Here is a 19,429-nt window from a genome sequence, read left to right as displayed (position 1 = left end):
GATCGGTTCATGCTTCAGAAGCACGCCCGCAACTGCCTCTAGATGGTGTTACGAAACTGCTTCAGCGTGAGCACCGAGCCACCTCTTGTATCCGGCCGCGCGGTCATTGAATTGCGCTCTGTAATCTCTTGGCAAGAGGTTATGTGAAGGCATTATTGGCATGGGCCACAGCAGTTAGTACCATTGACCTGGCCGTATTGTGCAATCAAAACGGGTAATGACGTTCTAACGTCTGTACCGTCATCCAACGCAAATCAGTGAATTCAGCGATGCCTGCCCGTCCGCCGAAACGGCCGATGCCAGATGACTTTACACCGCCGAGTGGCAGCTGCGCCTCGTCGTGAACGGTCGGACCGTTTATATGGCAAATACCGCTTTCGATCCGCAACGCCACCTGCCAGGCCCGTGCAATGTCAGCACCGAAGACAGCAGCCGAGAGGCCGTACTAAGAATCGTTGGCAATCGCAATCGCCTCTTCCACATCGTTCACCCGTAGGATCGGTTTGACTGGCCCAAAACTTTCCTCCCGAAACATACGCATGTCCGGCGTGACATGGTCGATGAGGGTCGCAGGCATCAGCGTCGAATTGCTCTTACCGCCAATAATCACCGTAGCCCCACGGGCGACTGCATCGTGGATTAGCTCGTTGCAGCGCTCCACCGTCGAGTGATTGACCACCGAACCTAGGACGACCGGCCCTCGACGGGGATCGCCCGCAGGCAGCGTCTTCGTCTTCGCCACCAGCTTCTCAACAAAGCCGTCGGCGATCTTCTCGTCGACAATTATCCGCTCCGTGGACATGCAGATCTGGCCCGAGTTCATGAATGCGCCGAAAGCTGCCGCCTGAACCGCAGCATCCACGTCGGCATCGTCGAGAATGATAAGGGGGGCCTTGCCACCGAGCTCAAGCACAACGGGCTTCAGATATTTCGCGCAGGTCAGGGCAACCGCGTGACCGATCTTCGTTGAACCGGTGAAGCTCACCCGCCGCACCGCCGGATCAGCGACCATCGCCTCAAAGATGCGGCTGGCGTCGGCAGGTGCGTTGGTAATGTAATTGACAACCCCAGGAGGCAGTCCACCTTCGGCCATCGCCTCGATGACTAGGCGTGGGTGCGGGGGCACTGCTCCGAACCTTTGAGAACAACAGTATTGCCGCAAGCGAGCGGCGCCGCAATCGCCCGGACAGCGAGGATGACCGGCGCGTTCCAGGGCGCAATGCCCACAGTAACACCTGCAGGCACCCGTACTGCCATCGCCAGCGAACCGCGCACGTCCGAAGGAATGACTTCGCCACCGATCTGGGTCGTCATAGCCGCGGCTTCTTCCAACATGTCAGCTGCGAGATGCACGTTGAAATCGGCCCAGACCTGGGTCGCGCCGATCTCAGCCTTCATCGCATCGGCAAAATCAGTATGCCGAGCGCGGATGCCGGCCGAAGCCTTCATCAGCATGTTGCGCCGCTCGTGAGGTCCGAGCTTGGCCCAACGCGCAAACGCGCTGTGCGCGGCCCTCACTGCAGCGATTGCATCCGCCTCGGTCGCGGCAGGCGCCGTGCTCACTATCTCCCCACTGATGGGGTTACCCCGCTCGAAGACTGCACCGTTCGACGCGCCTCGGAACTGATTGTTGATAAAAAGCCCAGTTTCGAGAACCTCGTCTCGGTCGGGATCTGCAAGTATGCTGCTCATATCGTACTTCTCCCTAGATGCCGTAATGGGCCGGCGTCTCATGAGTAGCCAGTTGGGTGGCTGTCCCTCAGAATGATGATGTTTGGAAACGAGGTCCGAGCGATCGGCCTCAAGCATCATGAGAGGAACAGCCATGGAATATTATGCAGGAATCGACGTCTCGCTGAAAGAGAGCAGCGTGTGCGTGGTCGACGCGACGGGCAAGTTGGTTCGCGAGGTCAAGGTAGGCAGCGAGCCTGAATGCCTGGTCGGGTATTTTGATCAACTGGACTTTCCGGTAGAGCGCATCGGCCTTGAAGCGGGGCCGTTGTCCCAATGGCTACACGCGGCTCTCGTTGCTGCGGGTCATGAGGTGGTTTTGCTGGAAACGCGGCATGTGAAGGCGGCGCTTTCGGCGATGACGGTGAAGACCGACCGCAAGGATGCACGGGGGATGCGCAACTGCTCCGCATGGGGTGGTATCGTCCGGTCCACGCCAAATCGTCGCCGGCCCAGGACACTCGGGCTCTCCTGGTTGGCCGCAAGCTTCTGCAATCCAAGCTGCTCGACGTCGAGCTCAGCATCCGGGGTATCCTGCGTGGCTATGGATTAAAGGTCGGCGAAGTCAGCCGAGGGCGTTTCGAGGCGCGCATCCGCGAACTGATTGCAGGGCATGCGATATTGTCGATGGTGATTGACGCGATGCTGACGGCGCGAGCAGCGCTGTGGAGCGAATTTACGAAGCTGCACCGCGAGATGCTCAGGATCGCCCGCGCCGACAGAGTTTGCCAACGGCTGATGAGTGCGCCGGGTGTCGGTGCCTTGGTTGCGCTGACCTACCGCTCCGCGGTCGATGATCCAGCCCGGTTCGAAAAGTCCAGCACAGTGGGTGCCTACTTCGGGCTGACGCCGAAGAAATATCAATCCGGCGAAACTGATCGCGATGGCGGTGTCAGCAAGGTCGGCGACGCGATGGTGCGAACCGCATTGTTCGAGTCTGCGCACATAATGCTGACGCGGGCGACGCGCTTTTCCAGTCTAAAGCGCTGGGCGCTCGATGTGGCCAGGCGTCGCGGGATGAAGCGCGCGAAGGTTGCCCTCGCACGCAAACTGGGTGTCGTACTTCACCGCATGTGGATGGATGCGACGGACTTTCGCTGGAGCGCAAACCCTATGGCGGCATGAAGAGAGCTACGTGATTGACGCGGGCAAGTGCAAGGCTTGCGTCTGATGAGGTCCCGTCGCTGGGACGCAGGCTTGGCAAGGTCGTGTGTAGTGCTGTGACCGCTTCGGCGAAGCACGCTTTCTAGATTGACCTGTCGGCTTGTTGATCTGATGGCATAGTGTGGCGGTCTTCGTGCTGACCACGGACAGAAGCATGGCCTCAGCGACGAGATAATCATTCAGAGGGACTTGACGAACAAAGGCCCATTACAGAAGCACTACTTTGGCAGAATTGAATTTGGGGTCATTAGGAACCTGATACGGCAGTGAGGACATCGTTGTGGTGGATAGTGGTTTGAGAGCGCGGCTATGACAGCGCGTCGGATGGCCGGCAGTGTCGGCTTAGGCGGGCCGTGCCTCTTCCTTTTTTTCCCGCTTTGCCTTCTTGAGGCGTTGATGTTGAAGAAAGGCATAGGCAATCATCGTCATCAACGCGTGTCGGTGGAGGCCCTGCCATGATCGGCCTTCAAAGTGATCGAGGCCGAGCTCTTCCTTCATCTGCTGATGGGCCTGCTCGCAGACCCATCGCGCCTTAATGGCCGCCGCGAGCGCTTTTAAGGTCGCCTCGGCCGGTAGATTGGCGAGATAATACTTGCGCTCGTCGTTTGAGCGCCATTCACCAACGAGCCACGCCTCTTCGCCCGGCATATGCTGCTGTCCCTTGTCGAGGATGCGTTGCGGGTTGCCATCAGCAATCCGAATGCGCAGGGCAGCGAAGCGTGCGGTCAGTCGACCTTTTGTGCCGTGACGCCAACTGACCTTCTTCCAGGTGGTTCCTTCCAGGATCATTTCGGCTGCGGTCGAAAGGGTGTCGGGGATTGAATGCTTGCGCGGCCTTCCATGGCCGGCGACAGGAAAGATCAATGCAACATCATGAGGATAAACCTTCTGATGCTTGGGAATACCGACAGCCCAGGTGAGATTGCGTGCACTGAGCCCCTGGCGAAACGCAGCCGACAGACCATAGCCGGCATCCGCAAGCACGGTGCCAAACCGCACGCCTGCGGCCATCCGCCGATCGATCTCGTCGAGCGCGATCTCCGGTTTGGTGCGGGGTAGACGCATCTCCTCGGGAACACCAGCCTTCGCCATCCGATCCTGATCACTGGTCCAACTGTCGGGCAAGAACAATCGTAAGCCCACTGGGACGGGAACCTCGTCGCGGGCCAGCGTCAACGACACCAGCGTCTGGCAATTGGCGCGCTTTGCCGAGCATCGACGCGTACTGCGGCGCGACCCCAACAGAATGGTCGCCTTTCTTCGGTATGAACCGCGCCGGGTTTGCCGGAGGCTCCAACTTCTGAGAAAGTGGAGCCGATATGAGCAAGACAACAAACAAATTTTCACCTGAAGTCCGCGCCCGAGCAGTGCGTGCGTATTCCGACGAAGCCGGCCATCGATTCCGATTTGAAGCCGGCCAGTCATTCCGATTTCATTCCGGCCGGCGTTCCGATTTGAAGGCGGCCATTTCTCGGACTGATCCTGGGTCTGTCTGATGTTTGGATCTGGTTTCGTTTCAGGTCAAGCTTTGGTGTTTTCGGGTGCGACTGGCGAGCGCTGTTTTCGCATGCTTTCGCCGGTGAGATCGATGCGATAGGCGTTGTGAACGAGGCGATCCAGGATGGCATCGGCAAGCGTTGGGTTTGCGATGATTTCGTACCAGCGATCCAGGGGCACCTGACTGGTGATGATCGTCGAGCGCCGCTCGTAGCGGTCTTCGATGATCTCGAGGAGATCGCGCCGCTGATCATCGTTGAGTTTTTCCGGTCCCCAGTCATCAAGGATCAGCAGGTCGGTCTTGGCCAAGGATTTGAGGATCCTGCCGTATCGCCCGTCGCCTCTTGCAAGTGCGAGCGTGGCGAACAGCCGAGGAACCCGGTGATAGGCGACGGAGAAGTCTTCGCGGCATGCTTTGTGACCAAGCGCGCAGGCAAGCCAGCTTTTGCCGATGCCGGCTGGCCCAGTGACGAGGAGACTGTGATGCTTTCTGATCCAGTCGCAGCCGGCAAGCGCCATGAACAGGTTGCGATCGAGGCCGCGAGCGGCCCGAAAGTCGGCATTCTCGATCTGTGCATCATGGCGTAGTTTGGCGGCCCTGGCACGGGCTTCGAAGCGCTTCTGTCGGCGCATGGTGGCCTCCCGTTCGAGCAGTATGGAAAGCCATTCTCCATGCTCAAGACCGCGGGCTTCGGATTGTGCGTCAAGCTCCTGGAAGGCTGTTGCCATGCCGTAAAGGCCGAGTTCGCGCAGCATGTCGATGGTGGGATTGCTCAGCATTGGTTTGTCTCCTCAATGAAAGTAGTCGGGGCCACGCAGATTTGCGTGATCAACGATGGCCGTCGGTTCGGTGGAATGGCGCGCGGCCCTGTGGTTGGCCAGGAGCGAGGCGATGCTCTTGCAGTTCAGACCGCCGATCTCGACAGCGCGAGCTGACACCGCCTCGGCCCGATCTCGCGTGATATCGCGAAACAGGCGCAGAATGCCCAGGCATGTTCGAAAGCCCTGTTCAGGATGCGGACGACTGGCAAGAACAGCAGTGATCAAACCTTCGGTCTGCGGCCCAATGGATGCAGCCCAGCGCCGAAAGCGATCGGGTGTCCACTCGGCATATCGCCGATGGGAACTGGGCATATGATCCGGGTCGGTTCCATGCCGAGTGCCGCCATACCGCCGCTGATGAACGGCGACGCGCTTGCCGCGGTGGAAGATCTCGATGGTGCGTGCCGTCGCTCTCAAATCAACCTGCTGGCGAATGAGGCCATGCGGTACGGAATAGAGGAAGGTCTTGAACTCGACGTGATAATCGGTCGACACGCGGACCAAACGCCATTCGGCGAATTCGTAGTCTTCACCGGGAAGATTGGCGAGCGCGGCGCGCTCGACACTCTCAAACAGCTGCCGGCGACTGACGCCGAGCCGGCGCATGACATGATCATTGATGCGATCGAGTGCCTGGCCAATGGCAGCATTAGCCTCAGCAAGCGAGAAGAACGTGTGATTGCGCAGACGCCCTAAGATGCACGATTGGGCAAAACGGACCCCGTTCTCAACTTTAGATTTGTCCCTGGGCTTTCGTGGCCGTGCTGGAAGAACGCCGACGCCATAGTGAGAAGCCATCATGCCGTAGCTGCGGTTGATCTCGGGATCATAGAAACTGGCGCGACTGACGCCTGACTTCAGATTGTCGGGAACGATCAGCCGGGGAACGCCGTCAAAGAAGCGGAACATCCGGACATGTGAGCCGATCCAGTCCGGCAGTGTTTGCGTCCAGGTCGCCTCCGCATAGGTGAAGCTAGACGCGCCCAGCACCGCCACGAATATCTCCGCTTCGCGGATCTCGCCGGTCTTGCGATCAACGATCGGAATCTTCTTGCCGGAATAGTCGACGAAGACCTTGTCGCCGGCCGCATGCTCCTGGCGCATCGTCGGCGAAAGCCGTTGCTCAAAGCCACGGAAGAGCTCACAAAAGCGACTGTAGCCGTAACCCTCTGGATGCGACCCACGATACTCCTCCCAGAGGATAAGCAGGGTGACGCCGGGCTTCTTGAGCTCGACGGCAAGCTCGGCCCAGTTGGGTTCGACGCGTCGTCTCGTGCCCTGTTTGACGCCATTGCGCGCAAAGAGCTTGTTCTCGAGCGCGTCATCGGTCAGTTCCCCCGGTAGGGGCCAGCTCAACCCAACTGCTGCTGCGCGCTGAAGATTATCCTGCACCGTACTGCGGGCTATTCCCAATACGACGGCGATCTCGCGGGAGCTCGTCCCGCTTCCGGCAAGCCGAAGCATTTGTCTTAATTGTCTCATGGTCAGCCTTCTCTTTGCCGGCATCAAAATGTCCTCGTTCATCGCGAGGTGATTGGGTAATCCCCCCGTTTTGAACGGGGCTTCGCAGTAGAATTCACGCGGCCATTTTCAGTTTCTGGGCGGGTGTGATGCCGCCGATGCCCATATTGGGCCGTTCGTTGTTGTAGGTCCATAGCCACTGCGTGGCGAATTCCTGCGCCTCCTCAATGCTTTCGATGATGTGTTGATCAAGCCATTCATGTCGGACGGTGCGGTTGTAGCGCTCGACATAGGCATTCTGTTGCGGCTTTCCGGGCTGAATGTGGCTCAAGGCAATTCCTTGCTTTTCGGCCCATTCCATCAGTTTGCCGCTGACATACTCAGGTCCGTTATCCACACGAATGGCGAATGGTCTGCCTCGCCATTCGATGATCTGGTTCAGGCTGCGGATGACGCGTTCAGCAGGCAGCGAAAAGTCCACCTCGATGCCCAGTCCCTCGCGGTTGAAGTCGTCCAGGACATTCAACAGTCGGAATTGCCGACCATCCTCCAAACGATCCGCCATGAAATCCATTGACCAGACCAGGTTAGGCGCATCCGGCACAGTCAGAGCGTCGGGTTTGTCCCGCCTCAAACGCTTGCGTGGCTTGATCCTGAGGTTTAACTCCAGCTCGCGGTAGATGCGGTAGACGCGCTTGTGGTTCCAGCGATGTCCTCGGACATTCCGCAGGTATAGAAAGCACAGGCCAAAGCCCCAGGTCTTCTTTGCCCGCGTCAGCCCGATCAGGAGATCGGCGATCTGCTCGTTCTCGTCGTTCAGCTTGGCGCTGTAACGATAGCAGGTCTCGCTGACCTCGAAGGTGCGGCAGGCAAGTGCAATGCTCACCCCGCGCAACGCCACAGCTTTCCCGGCCATCTCTCGGCGTTGAGATGGCCGTGTCATTTTTTTCCCAAAGCCTCCTTCAGCAGTTCCGCCTGCATGCTCATCTCCGCATACATCTTCTTCAGCCGACGGTTCTCATCCTCCAGAGCCTTCATCTGGCTGATCATAGAGGCGTCCATACCGCCATACTTCGAACGCCACTTGTAAAAGGAGGCGGTGCTCATTCCATGTTCCCGGCATAACTCCGGCACCGGAACGCCGCCTTCTGCCTGGCGCAGGATGGCAAGGATTTGGGGTTCGCTAAATCTGCTCGTCTTCATCAAAATCTCCTCGTTCATAAAGCCCGAGAAAATTCTACTTTTGAAGCCCGTTAATTGGCGGGGGGATTACCATTGATGCCAAAGTTGCTGACCCAGGGGGTATCTTCAGTGTCGAAAACTGGCCGGATTTTGATTGGAATGGTGGCCGGCTTCAAATCGGAATGGTGGCCGGTCTTTGGTCGGATTGGCGGCCGGCTTCACGTCGGAATCCGCAGAAAACCTCAAACCGCTGCAACGGCACATCTTCACTGGTGCCATGCGTAAACCCTGTAATCGTCATATGTCGAAGCCTCATTCGGCGACAACATCAACATTCGCGCACTGATCCGGAAGGTGGGGTCAAGACACCGCTTACAGCGCCTCGGCCACCACCTGCGATTTGAACTCATCCGACCACCGTCGGCGAAGCTGCCGTGGCGCACCCTCGAGGCGCTCGGCGACAGCTTCGATCATGTGGAAGGTTCTAGTTCCAGAACTAGGTGCAGACATAGAAGCTCACATCGGCTCACAACGTGCGCTATCGATATCCGACAGCCAACCCCCTACGCCAGACGGGGTCTCCTTGCCGCTTACCCTTCGCCGACCAGCTCAGTCGATGTACCGCTCGCTACTGCACTGGTTTGCTTGCTCTGGTGCTGTGAACGAAACACCGCATGATTGCTGGCAGATCTTGGCTCATTCGACTGCCCTTAGCTCGGCGCGACTGGCGCCAGCGGCTGCTTCGTTCAATCCTGTCGCAAAGACCAGGGTTTGCAAATTCGACTGGCTTGGTGTGCATGTTTCCAGCATACGTATCAATACCTCGTCAGTCGGCTTTGCAGCGCCTGCCGATCGGCGATGAGGGTGTCGAGGTGCAGTGGCTCGTGGGCTGGCCGCTCCCCGTCCACCAATCGCTTGACCAACGCCCGCGTGCCGTCCACGACAAAGACGCCGCAATCGTAGTCGTTCGGCTGTGCGGCCATGCGGGCTGGCGCCAAGGTGGCGTCCAGCCGTTCTGCCAGCTGTGTTGCGGCCTCATCGTTGTATCTTCTTTGCTGGAGGGAGTCGTAATGATAGGCGACCTGCCGCTCCGGATCGCGGCGATCGACGAGCAGCAGCGACCAATGGGTGCCGCGGCCATCAAGAGCGCCATTGTTCACTGGAAGGAACAGGAAGTCGGCCGGGGCGGCGTTTCGATTATAGATCGACCGCAGCATGCCTCGCGCGTGTTGCAGCTCCATGTGGCGCAGCAGATGGGATACCGACGGATCCACCAGCCTTACGCTGGCGGCAAGCGTTGGATCGATCCCCTGCAGCTGCTGCTCGAGGAAATCGTAATCCCTCTGAATATGGGCATCGCTCAGCCACTCGGTGGTCCCGAGCACCGACGCCTCCGAGCGTTTCGAAGCTGGCGCATCGGACCTCCCGATCCGAGCCTCGAAGGTGGGGGGCGTCGGCGTCGGCCCAGAATGGATATCGTCGCGCAATGCGGTACCTGGGGGGCTGCGGTCTGCGTTGGGCGCGCACAGGTACGTGTGGAGCGCCTTCAAGCATGGGTCTGCGTTTTTTCGATCGTTTCTGTGGGGTGGGACAAACCTGAGGTTGGCTTGTTGATAGAGCGGCCGGCGCTCGCTCATCAGCCGGGCGAGCTTCTGGTCCGGATCGGGGCCTTGCAGCAGGGGGCGTTTGGGGTCATTTCTTGTTCGCTTTCGGATTGCGTCTAGGTCGGTATCTAACCAGATCGAGAGCCCTTTGCTGCCGATGAGGTGTCGGGTCTGCTCATTCAAGACCGCGGCGCCGCCGGTCGCGATCACCCCTGTCCCGGCCTCGAGCAACTTCGCGATCTCACCTGCCTCCAACCTCCTGAAATAATCCTCGCCGTGCTCCCTAAAGATCTCCGATATCGATTTGCCGATTTTCTGCTCGATTCTTCTGTCGGTATCAATGAAGGGCAGCCCCAACCGACCCGCGAGACCTGGGCCAATAGTGGATTTGCCAGCGCCCGACATTCCGACGAGCACGATCGGCCGCCCGCCGAGGGCAGCGACAATGTCCGTAGCCTCCGGTGGCCTGGCGATCTCCGACTTTCTTGATTGTCCCGCAGCTCGCAATCCAGCTACTGCGACGCTACCCTTACCATCGCTCCAGTGTGTTATGCTCAGCACGTCATCGGGTCTGCTAACGGCCTTGTAGCTCTCCATTACCTTCTGCTCGAGTTCCTCTGTCTTCTCAGGCGCATCGCGGCGCTTCAGCTGCTGCAGCTCTTTATAAGTATCGTGGTTGTCAACTTTGGCGCTGTAGCTGGCCGGGGTGTGGAACTCCATCTGGAAGCGATAGCCTGCTGCTGTGGCAAGTACCGCGTGGATGCCGAGATAAGCGGGACGCTCGAACTTGAACCAGTTGGTCACCTCGATTTCGGTATAATCCTGCTCCTCGAACGCCAGAATGGCTGCCTTGAAGGCACGTGTAAAATCCTTGTCAGGAATTTCGAAGACGTGGCGTACCGCACTGCTGATCAGCTGTTGGGTGCTGTCGGATGAAACGCTCGTTCCGGCGAGCTGCTCTCGTATGGAGCGTTCCGATCTCAGCCGGCGCTCCAAATGAGGCATTTTCACCTGAATGCCCATTTTTCTGAGGCTCGCAGCGACGTTGAGTGCCGCTGCGGTGATTTTGCCCTCTTCTTTCATTGCGCGGGCAACCTCACTTCTAGCGTGCTCTGAGGCCTCCTCGCGGGTCAGCGTAATCGTCTCATCGGAATTCGCTGCTGCGGGCGGTAAGCCCGAGGGCTCGCGCAAGATGCGCTCGTCCACAGCGAGACTGATCGAGGTTTGCATGACTGAAGCCGTCAGCGTGGGATTGTCCTCCAGATCCTTCAAGGCTGCCCTGAAGTCAAAACTTCCATGGTTGAGAGACGTTGCCAGGCTCTTGACGTATGGCACGGACCTCAAGCCAGGCGTTGTATGCAGCAGCCGCTGAAGGTCCCGGCTCTTCTTCGAAAACAGCTGAGCGCCAGTATTGGATTTGTAGGCGTCGGTGCCGACCTTGATTCCGAGGCTCAGGAGGTTGTTTGCGCTTTGCACCAGGTCATCCGGATTGTAACCGTCCGGGCGAGGATCGATCCGCGCCGGATAGTTGTCGATCAAAGCCCGGATGCGGTCTCTTGGTTGAGAAGTTGCCGGATAGGCATCCGCCAAATCCGGGAGAAGATCCGAGACAGCTGCGCTGAGCGTCGTTCTTTCGATGCCCTCCGCGTGTTCGACTGTCTCGGGAATTGGCTCCACCTCATGCCCCTCTGCCCATGCTTCAAGGTCGGCAACGAGCAACTCGGCCATTTCGCGAGCAACCGGATGTTGAGCGATCTCGATCTCGCGCCGCGCTCTCGCAAACAGGTTCTCGATATCCTGGCCGCTCACCTCTTCCCGGCCTAGCAACTGACCAATGTCGCGTCGGAGTTCATGGTGGACGCCCTCGTAGGTGCCAAAGATGGCTCGCTCCGCAAACCAGCGCCGTGATTCATGAGACTGAGCCAGAAAGTTTCGCTGTAGACCGCTGTAAGTTTCCAAGACATCCTGGGTGGCAGCGAGAATCTGGCTGGCGCGACCAAACTGGTAGGTGTCGCCGTCAAGTGCTGGGGTATGCGACTTTGGCGGCTTAAGGGATGGAAGTCCGAGAGCTTGCTCCTTTTCATCGAATTCACGCACATGCTCATAAAGCTGCGGCCGGTCCCCGATGATGATGACGGTGTCGCCGTCGAAGTCACCGTCAAGTTTTTTCTGTTCACCGGTCGGCACGGCGATCAACGACCCCGGGGCAAACACCTCGGTGGCCTGCAGGACGCCGAGGCAGTCGAGTGCCGTATCCTCCTTGACGCGGTCCTTGCCTGTCGTCCACTGCGAATGGCACTTAACGTCCTCCGCAGACATCACCAGCGCACGATCGGCGTAGTTCGCCGGCCACATCTTGTCCGGCACGACGATCAGAATGCCTTTAGCAAAGAAAGTCGGATCGTCGGCCGCGAGTTCCTCGCCCGATTTCTGGGCGACATTAAAGCTGTATTGCATGGCCACACACGCGCCTAGGAACACTGCTGTCGGGTCCCCACCAGCGGCTGACCTGACCAGGTCGGTGGCGATTGGCCGCAGGTTGGGCTTATCGTACGGCGAGCGCCCGATCAGCACGCCGTTCGTCCCCGTCAAGGTCTCGCTTTTGAGCGTCGGCACATGGAGACATTCATCACCGGACGGTACCGCAATCGCGCCGGGACCGTCGATATGTCCGCTAGTCAGGGTTCGAAACAACTCCTCGGCCGTCAGTCGTTGCCCCTGTCGACTATCGAGCCAAATCTTAGCTTTCTCTCGCACCTCATTTGCCACCATCTCGCTTCGCGGATAATGTTGCAGCGCCGTGGCAGGCAGGGACGATCTCCTTCCTTCACCAAACGCAGGCACCCGAGCAGCACCTTCCTGCCCACCGGCCAGGCGAACAGCCTTCATACGAGTGGCCAGCGAAGCCTTGATGAAGCCGCAGCCGTCATGCGGTCGCAACGCAATCGGGCCTTCCCGTCCAGTTAGCTTGAAGGGATGTTCACTGGCAGGGCGGTCCGGCAGCAACGACAGTTTGAATGTGCCTTCCAGCGCATAATCGTGAGGACCTAAGTCCTTGAGAGCCGGCGGCGCGGCAAAACCCCGGCGCTGAGTGTAATAATATGCCTCTTTGAAAGGTGCCCAGGCGCGCGACAGCTTCTCAAAGGAAGTGCCTGGTGCGGTTTCGGCATAGGGAATCGCCAGCAGCTTCCCGCCGGAAGGCTCTGGTTCCCCCCGACCTGGAAGTTTGGCCGCGATCTGGGAAAGGGTTTTTCGCGGCGGCTTTAACTTGCTTCCGCCGAACAGATCCATGCGGTATGGCACGCCCTCGACGGTTAACATGCGTGCCAGCATAAACGGGCTCGGCTTTCCTGGCAGTTGCACCGCAACCATCTTCACTGCCCCCGAGGTCAGGCGATGAAAGATCGAATAGCGCGTCTCGGGGTCCGTGGCCAGTTGCCGGCCCTGCATGTCGACTACCGGCAATCGCATCAATCCCGCCTCACCCTGCGGCGCTTTTGGTTCATGGTCCATGGCTCGCAGAACCTGATGGACGTCGAAGACGGACGCCGAATGTTGGGCTTGGACCGTCGCGGCATTCTGCGCCACGAACGTGTCGAGCGCATCGATCGGACGTTCAGCCTCGATTTGCGCGATCAAGTTCCAACTCATGCTGGAAAGGTCGCTTTCGATGAGCTCGCGCGTGCTGTCCAGGATTTCCTTGGTCTTGGACTGCAGCTCGTCGCGCCTCACACGCAAATCAGACTTGCTGCCCTCAACATACGGCCGCCGCAGCAATGTTGCCAGGTTCGCACGGGCCTTGAGCACTTGATAAATCGACAGCGCGGGACGGCGTGTCGAGTTCGGCCCCCGGTTCCGCTCGGCATTGCTTGCCCTGAGATGGGCCTCGATCTTGTGCTCCACGATAGGTTGGATATCATTAAGCAAGTTCAAAGCCTGCCTTCGGTGCCAACGCAGCTGCTTGCGCGGGCTGCGCGCCAGCGGCAGCAGAACGGCGCAAATGTTTCCCATAATTTCGAGGTTGTTCTCAACGGCAAAGCCAGGGGCCTGATGCAATTGCCTCAGTCGATTTATTCCAGGGGCTGCGAGCAAGCTAAGATCGTCATGCAACTGGGCCTTGGCCAACGCCTTCAAGATGCTCGTGACGGCCACCGCGTCGGCCTCGCCGATGCGATCGCTCGCATAATGAAGATAATGAGCCAGTTTGTGTAGTCGATCTTTCAGCAGCGCGGCCTCTGCGATCTCTCCGGCGTCCTCTCTCCTCATAACCCCACGCGCCAAACTGTTGGCGATACTGGAGAGCCCGTGCGTCGTAAAATGACGGTATGGTCGACCGGCCGGGCCAAGTCTGCGGGCGATCTCCAAAACCGCCTGGCTGCATGCCTCCTCTTCCGCACACCTGTCGAAGCCGTTGAGCAGATTTGCCAGCTGCTGCGAGCTAAAACCAGAGAGCCGATCGGCGTCGCGAATCACCTCGCCGGCAATCACCGCGGCGGCCTGGCGTGATTTCTCCTCTTGCGGCCACTTGCTGAAGCCGTTCACCAGGTTCGCAAGGTGCTGCGATGTAAAATCAGGGAGCTGGTTAGCGCTGCGAATTACCTCGCCGGCGATTACCGCGGCGGCCTGGCGTGATTTCTCCTCTTGCGGCCACTTGCTGAAGCCGTTCACCAGGTTCGCAAGTGCCTGCGGATCGAATCCAGGCAGCAGGTCGCTGGGGCTGGCGCGACTGACCACCTCCGCAGCGATGGCAACGACGGCGTCGCAGCAGCCAGCCTCGTCAGGCCACTTGCTGAAGCCGTTCACCAGGTTCGCCAGTGCCTGCGGACCAAACACAGGCAGCTGGTCGGCCCGGCCACCGACCTGACGCGCGACCGCAACGATGGCGCCGCGGCAGTCCTCGGGCCACTTGCTGAAGCCGTTTACCAGATTCGCCAGATCTAGCTCATTAAATCCCGACAGCTCGCCGGCGGCGCGAGCCACCGCCCGCGCGATCGCGGCTATAGCTCCGCGGCAGTCCTCGGGCCACTTGCTGAAGCCGTTCACCAGGTTCGCCAAATCCTGCCCAGTGAATCCCTGCAGGCGCCCGGGGCGGCTAACCACGGCACCTGCGACCGCAACTGTGGCTTGATAGGAGTTTTCCGATTGCGGCCACCTGCTGAAGCCGTTCACCAGGCTCGCCAGGTGGTGCGCATCAAACATAGGCAGCTGGTCGGCGCAGCGAAGCACCTCGTCAGCGACGATGTTGGTGGCGTGACCCAAATTCTCCTCTTGCGGCCATTTACTGAAGCCGTTCACCAGGTTCGCCAGATGCTGCCCATCAAAATCAGAAAGCCAGACCTCGCGGCGGCTGGCGCGATGACAGACCTCACCGGCAATTGCGACGGCAGCGCGTGAGCACTCCGCCGCCTGCAATTTGCTGAAGCCGTTCACCAGGTTCGCCAGATGCTGCGGATTGAAATCAGAGAGCCCGACCTCGGGGCGGCTTGCGCGGTGACAGACCTCACTGGCAATTGCGACGGAAGCGCGTGAGCACTCCGCCGCCTGCAACTTGCTGAAGCCGTTCACCAGGTTCGCCAGATCCTGCCCAATGAAACACGACAGCTCACCGGCGGCGCAAGGCACCGCACGCGCGATCGCAGCGATAGCTCCGCGGCAGTCCTCGGGCCACTTGCTGAAGCCGTTTACCAGGTTCGCCAGATCCTGCGGATGAAACCCGGATAGATCGGCGTCTTTATCGGCGCGGCGACAGACCGCATCGGCTATGACGACGGTTGCTTGGCATGAGTGTACCAGTTCCGGCGCTTTGCTGAAGCCGTTCACCAGGTTTGCCAGAGCCTGCGGATTAAACCCGGATAGATTGGCGTCTTTATCGGCGCGGTGACAGACCTTATCGGCGATTGCATTGATAGTGCCGCAACACTCCGCCTCTTGCGGCCACTTGCTCAAACCGTTCACAACGTTAGCCAAGTTCTGCGGACCAAAATCAGACAGCCCGGCGGGGCGGCGGCGAATCTCGGCGGCAACTGCTATCGCGGCTTTACGAGCGTTCTCGTGTTCCGGCCATTTGCTAAAGCCGTTGACCAGCAGTGCCAGACTTTGACCGTTGAGCTCCGAAAGCGCTCCGCGTTGCTCATGAAAAACCTTGGCGATACCAATCATTCCATTGCGACATTCCGCTACTCGGGGATAGCGACTGAAAGACAATACGAACAGTGAAAGCGTTTTACTTTCAACGTCTTTCAGCGCGCTGCCGAGTCTCGACACCTGAGCTGCCATGGCGCGGCAAGCTTCCATGCCTGCCTGACCGCCAGTTTCCCGGCTGATCGAGTTGCAGGAGGTGGCGTACCCCCAGGTATTGCGGACGCGGACATCTTGCTCCCATCTTGGAATAAATTGACGAGTGAACTCGGAAGCGGCCCTTTGGAGGAATGTTGCATGATGTGCCTGGCCTTGCAGACTCTTGTCGTATTTCACCACAGCGCACGAGAATTCAGTGATGCCGGGAGCGAAGGAAATCTCATGTAAAGCGTCATTAAGTAGTGCTTCGTTGTAGCTCTGTGCGGCTACATTGTCGAAACGCCGCCGTCCCGCTCCTGCCGCTGGCCTGGGCTCGCTTTGCTCCTGAGGTGGGAGCGTGTCTGGTTGCGAGCGACTCGGCTTTGGATCGCGGAGCCGCCAGTTCTCATGAAAACGCAAAGACTTTTTTTCCCTGGCCGTTACTTCGCCTTGCGGACCTTGGGTAGAATGATGTTGAGGCCCACTGGCTGCCCGTCGCGGAGTCGTGAGGGCTCGGGCGGGACCTATGGATGAATCGGCGGATTTGCCGCCAAGGGCTTCGTCGGCCCCTAGCACAACGCGAGCATAGGACATTCGTTTATACTGGGAGCCAGCGAGCGTCCGCTGCACGCCGACATCGGACGATTGGCTGCTCTGTCCAACGTCGTGACTTGATTGCGGGGGCGAGCTGCTTGATCCAGCTTCCCCAATGCCCACAGTCTGGCTACCAGTTGGGAGCGCGTCCGGTTGCGATGTTCCGGGTCCTTGATCGCCGGGCCGGGGTTCGCCCACGAAGCTTTTTTCTCGAGCTCGCACTCCATCAACCGACAACGAGGGAAGAACACGCCCCGCGGTAATGCCTGCACGGGGCGCAGCGTCCGCAATTCGATGTGGACTAATGGAGGGGCCCGATGAACTGTTGCCAAGGGAGAGAACCTCGGTTGCTTGCGCCGTGCCGCTCTTGCCCGAAACGACTTGCGGTTCCGGTCGCCCGGGGGCCGAACTTGGGGCGCCAGCGGAGGGCTTGCGCCTGCTTTTCCCCTTCCTGCGGGTCGAAGTGCCTTCGGCCGGTGCAGCCCTCTCCGTCACAGCCTGGCCGGTAGTGTCGGTCGCAGTCACAGCGGCAGCCGGCCATTCGCTGATGGATGATCTCGTTGGCTGCAGGTCCAAGAGTTGCAGGACCTGGTCCGCAGTGCCTCGCGCGCCTTCCGCTATCTGACCCAACAATTCCAACGGGAGGTCGGCACCTGTTCGGTCATCGCTTAGCCTGCCAAGCAAGTCGGGCAACGCCGATGCAAAATCCAAAAGCCTTTGCATGACGCCTTGCAGAACGGAGCAGTCTATCGAGTCGAGTGGGCGCCCTGCCTTGGCCTGAAGAGCGCCGCGCGTCCGATGCACCGCCGGCAAAACTGAGGCGCTGAGGGCATCCAACAGCGGTACTCGCCCGTTCTCACCGATAAGCATTTCCCTCAGTGGCGCTTGGAAACTGCTCGCTCGTGGCTCAATTAACAACTGCGCCAGCTCGATCCGCGATTGCAGAACCATGAACCTCGACATCAGTGTCGAGCCGGTATGCAGTCGCAATTTGGCCTCTTCGGCCTGCTGGATCTCGGCATTTGTATTTGGTAGGTTGGCAGTGACGGCATAGGCTAACTGGATGCGTTCCGCGCGCCATGTCTTCTTTTCCCAAAACTCCACGCAAGCTATATAGTGCCTTGCCACACTGGAAACCGCTTGGCTCAGCTTGGCGGGGCCAGGGTTGGATCGGAGGACCAAGGCGAGCACGGCGCGCGCCTTGTTACGAATCTCTAGCAATTGCATGCCGTCCTTGGCGAGTTCCATGCATTCCGATGCCGCATCGAGCACCAGATCCCGGGTTAGACGCGCATGATCATTGGACAGAATGCTATCGCTCCCTGGGGCCAGACTCGCGTGATATTCCAGAACTGTTGAGCCTGCATCGACGATTCGATCGAGCGCCTCTTGCTTCTCCTCCAGGGTAGGGCCTCGGTTGGCGGTTAGGCTAGCTTCAAGGCGGCTAGACTCAAATTCTGCAAGCAAGCCTTTCATCTGTTGATCTTCTGCCTTGATTTGTCCGGCGGTTATACAAAGCGGGACTGCCATGTACGAGTTGGATGGCTGGTCAGCGACTAGAACTGTGGCATCACCCTCCGGGACTGAGGGAAGACGGCGCCGCCGCACGGCGCCTGCTCTTGTCAGCGCGGTTGCTCGAACAACAGCGGCCAGCACTCGCCGTGCGCCCGCGGAAGGGCCGGACGACCTCTCCCCAGGGTCTTCGTCGGCAGTGCGTGCGCAGGACGCACCTGTGCCTTGAGACCCAGAGTGCATCACCTCCAGGATGGAATTGAACTTTTCGCGGCCCTCCGGCAGGGGAGGGCCTGATTGCGAGCGCGAACTGCTTGATCCCGAAATATTGTCGGCCCCAGCATTCCTAACACGCGAGTTCCCAGGTGGGCCAATGACCGTCATATTCCATCTCCGAAACGGCGAAAATGCCGTGCCTATCATTTTGCGGGCTGGTGTCGTTCAGCGCTCGTTGGCCAGGGTTTGGCTGACATGTGCAATCGCCCAGATGCACACGTAAATCTCATCGCCAATATCCCATCCCATCCCGCCTGAGCGGGTTTAGGCCAGCGGACGCTCTGGAAGTTGCACTGCCTGCGGCGCGAGTTTCACCACGAGATCGATCGGAGTGACCGCCACGCACAGCCAGGCCGGGAAGCTGCCGAACTTTCCGGCGCGCGTGCTCCGAGTCTCGACTCACGCCGTATTGACTAGCAACGTCCGCAGTGCGTCTGGCGCGTGATGATATGAATTCCGAATACTCTTGTGGATTGTCTGCAATGCGCGTGATCTCAGCGCCGTGAAATTGCCTCGCCTCCTTCCAGAAAGTAGATCTGTCGATCTGCACCACCGGAGGGTTGGCTTGGAGGGAGTAAGCTTGCGTAGCCGCTGACGATGAGCCGCCGCTGGAAGCCAATGCGGTTATGTGCATCCGGGCAAACGTGGCCGCGAACTCTTAGCTTCCTGCATCCGTTTGCCGCCTCCCCCTACGCGTGTATTGGATATCAGAAGAGTCACCAATTCGACCATACATGACGATTCGCTCCTGTGTTTTGACGTGAGTTTAGGTTGCTTGGCGCGGCAGCCCTAGATAGACGACTTGGCTGACTACTGGCTGACGAAGGCGTTGTCCGGATGCACGGTCATCCATCCGGCAGGGCTGCCGATTGACCCACATCGTCGAGCTTGATCCAATAGAGATGCCGAAAGCGATGTCGTGCAAACCGGTCAAGGTTTTGATAGCACTTCACCTGCAGCCAAGTCGGGTCGTTGTGATGCGATGACATCCCGTCCAAGAGCACTGGGCGAAGGCGCGAACGCCAGGATCTTGGGGCGACACTCGGGCAGCCTGTTCGTCTGCGCCCGCACGAGGAAGGCGGTACCAAGGTCCTACGTGGCGCAATAGAGCTCGTAGATGTCGCTGTCTCGATCTGCACGCGCGCGAGATTGACGAGCTGCTTGAGCGAGAGCGTTCCCTTGAATTTCGTTCGTATCCACAGCCAGCGAGGGTGACGGCCAGACTGTAAGCATTCGCCGAGGGACGCAGGCTCGAGTTCTCTTGCGTGATCGGCGTTTCCATTTTGCGGCTATTGAGTCGCCGTTGTCGC

General features: G+C 59.2%; 5 protein-coding genes and 2 pseudogenes. 1 reads left to right on the top strand and 6 read right to left on the bottom strand.

The window, feature by feature from the left end:
* Nucleotides 1–205: 205 nt before the first annotated feature.
* A pseudogene (locus tag ACK9YZ_RS33835) lies at nucleotides 206–1,692 on the bottom strand (aldehyde dehydrogenase).
* A 133-nt stretch (nucleotides 1,693–1,825) separates the two neighbouring features.
* Between ACK9YZ_RS33835 and ACK9YZ_RS33830 the strand changes: the two are divergent.
* A pseudogene (locus ACK9YZ_RS33830) lies at nucleotides 1,826–2,856 on the top strand (IS110 family transposase).
* A gap of 381 nt (nucleotides 2,857–3,237) precedes the next feature.
* Here ACK9YZ_RS33830 and ACK9YZ_RS33825 read toward each other — a convergent pair.
* The 5 genes from ACK9YZ_RS33825 to ACK9YZ_RS33805 form a co-directional block, all read right to left on the bottom strand.
* Complete coding sequence (locus ACK9YZ_RS33825; protein WP_416068731.1) at nucleotides 3,238–4,242, bottom strand: IS701 family transposase; 1,005 nt, start codon at nucleotides 4,240–4,242, stop codon at nucleotides 3,238–3,240.
* 174 nt (nucleotides 4,243–4,416) lie between these two features.
* Entirely contained in the window at nucleotides 4,417–5,172 is a 756-nt protein-coding gene (gene istB, locus ACK9YZ_RS33820) for an IS21-like element helper ATPase IstB (protein ID WP_416068714.1), read from the bottom strand.
* A 12-nt stretch (nucleotides 5,173–5,184) separates the two neighbouring features.
* Nucleotides 5,185–6,696, bottom strand: a complete 1,512-nt coding sequence (istA, locus tag ACK9YZ_RS33815; RefSeq protein ID WP_416068575.1) for an IS21 family transposase — start codon at nucleotides 6,694–6,696, stop codon at nucleotides 5,185–5,187.
* Nucleotides 6,697–6,790: 94 nt separating this feature from the next.
* A protein-coding gene (locus tag ACK9YZ_RS33810) for an IS3 family transposase (RefSeq protein WP_416068687.1) occupies nucleotides 6,791–7,878 on the bottom strand; the annotation gives its coding sequence in 2 pieces (ribosomal slippage) (nucleotides 6,791–7,629 and nucleotides 7,629–7,878; 1,089 coding nt in all).
* A 794-nt stretch (nucleotides 7,879–8,672) separates the two neighbouring features.
* Nucleotides 8,673–17,807, bottom strand: a complete 9,135-nt coding sequence (locus ACK9YZ_RS33805; protein WP_416068730.1) for a shikimate kinase — start codon at nucleotides 17,805–17,807, stop codon at nucleotides 8,673–8,675.
* Nucleotides 17,808–19,429 lie beyond the last annotated feature (1,622 nt).

The sequence above is a fragment of the Rhizobium sp. ZK1 genome (genome assembly GCF_047782645.1).
Lineage (GTDB): Bacteria > Pseudomonadota > Alphaproteobacteria > Rhizobiales > Rhizobiaceae > Rhizobium.
The sequence above is the reverse complement of the archived record's forward strand: the minus strand, read 5'-3'. Positions and strand labels throughout refer to the sequence as shown.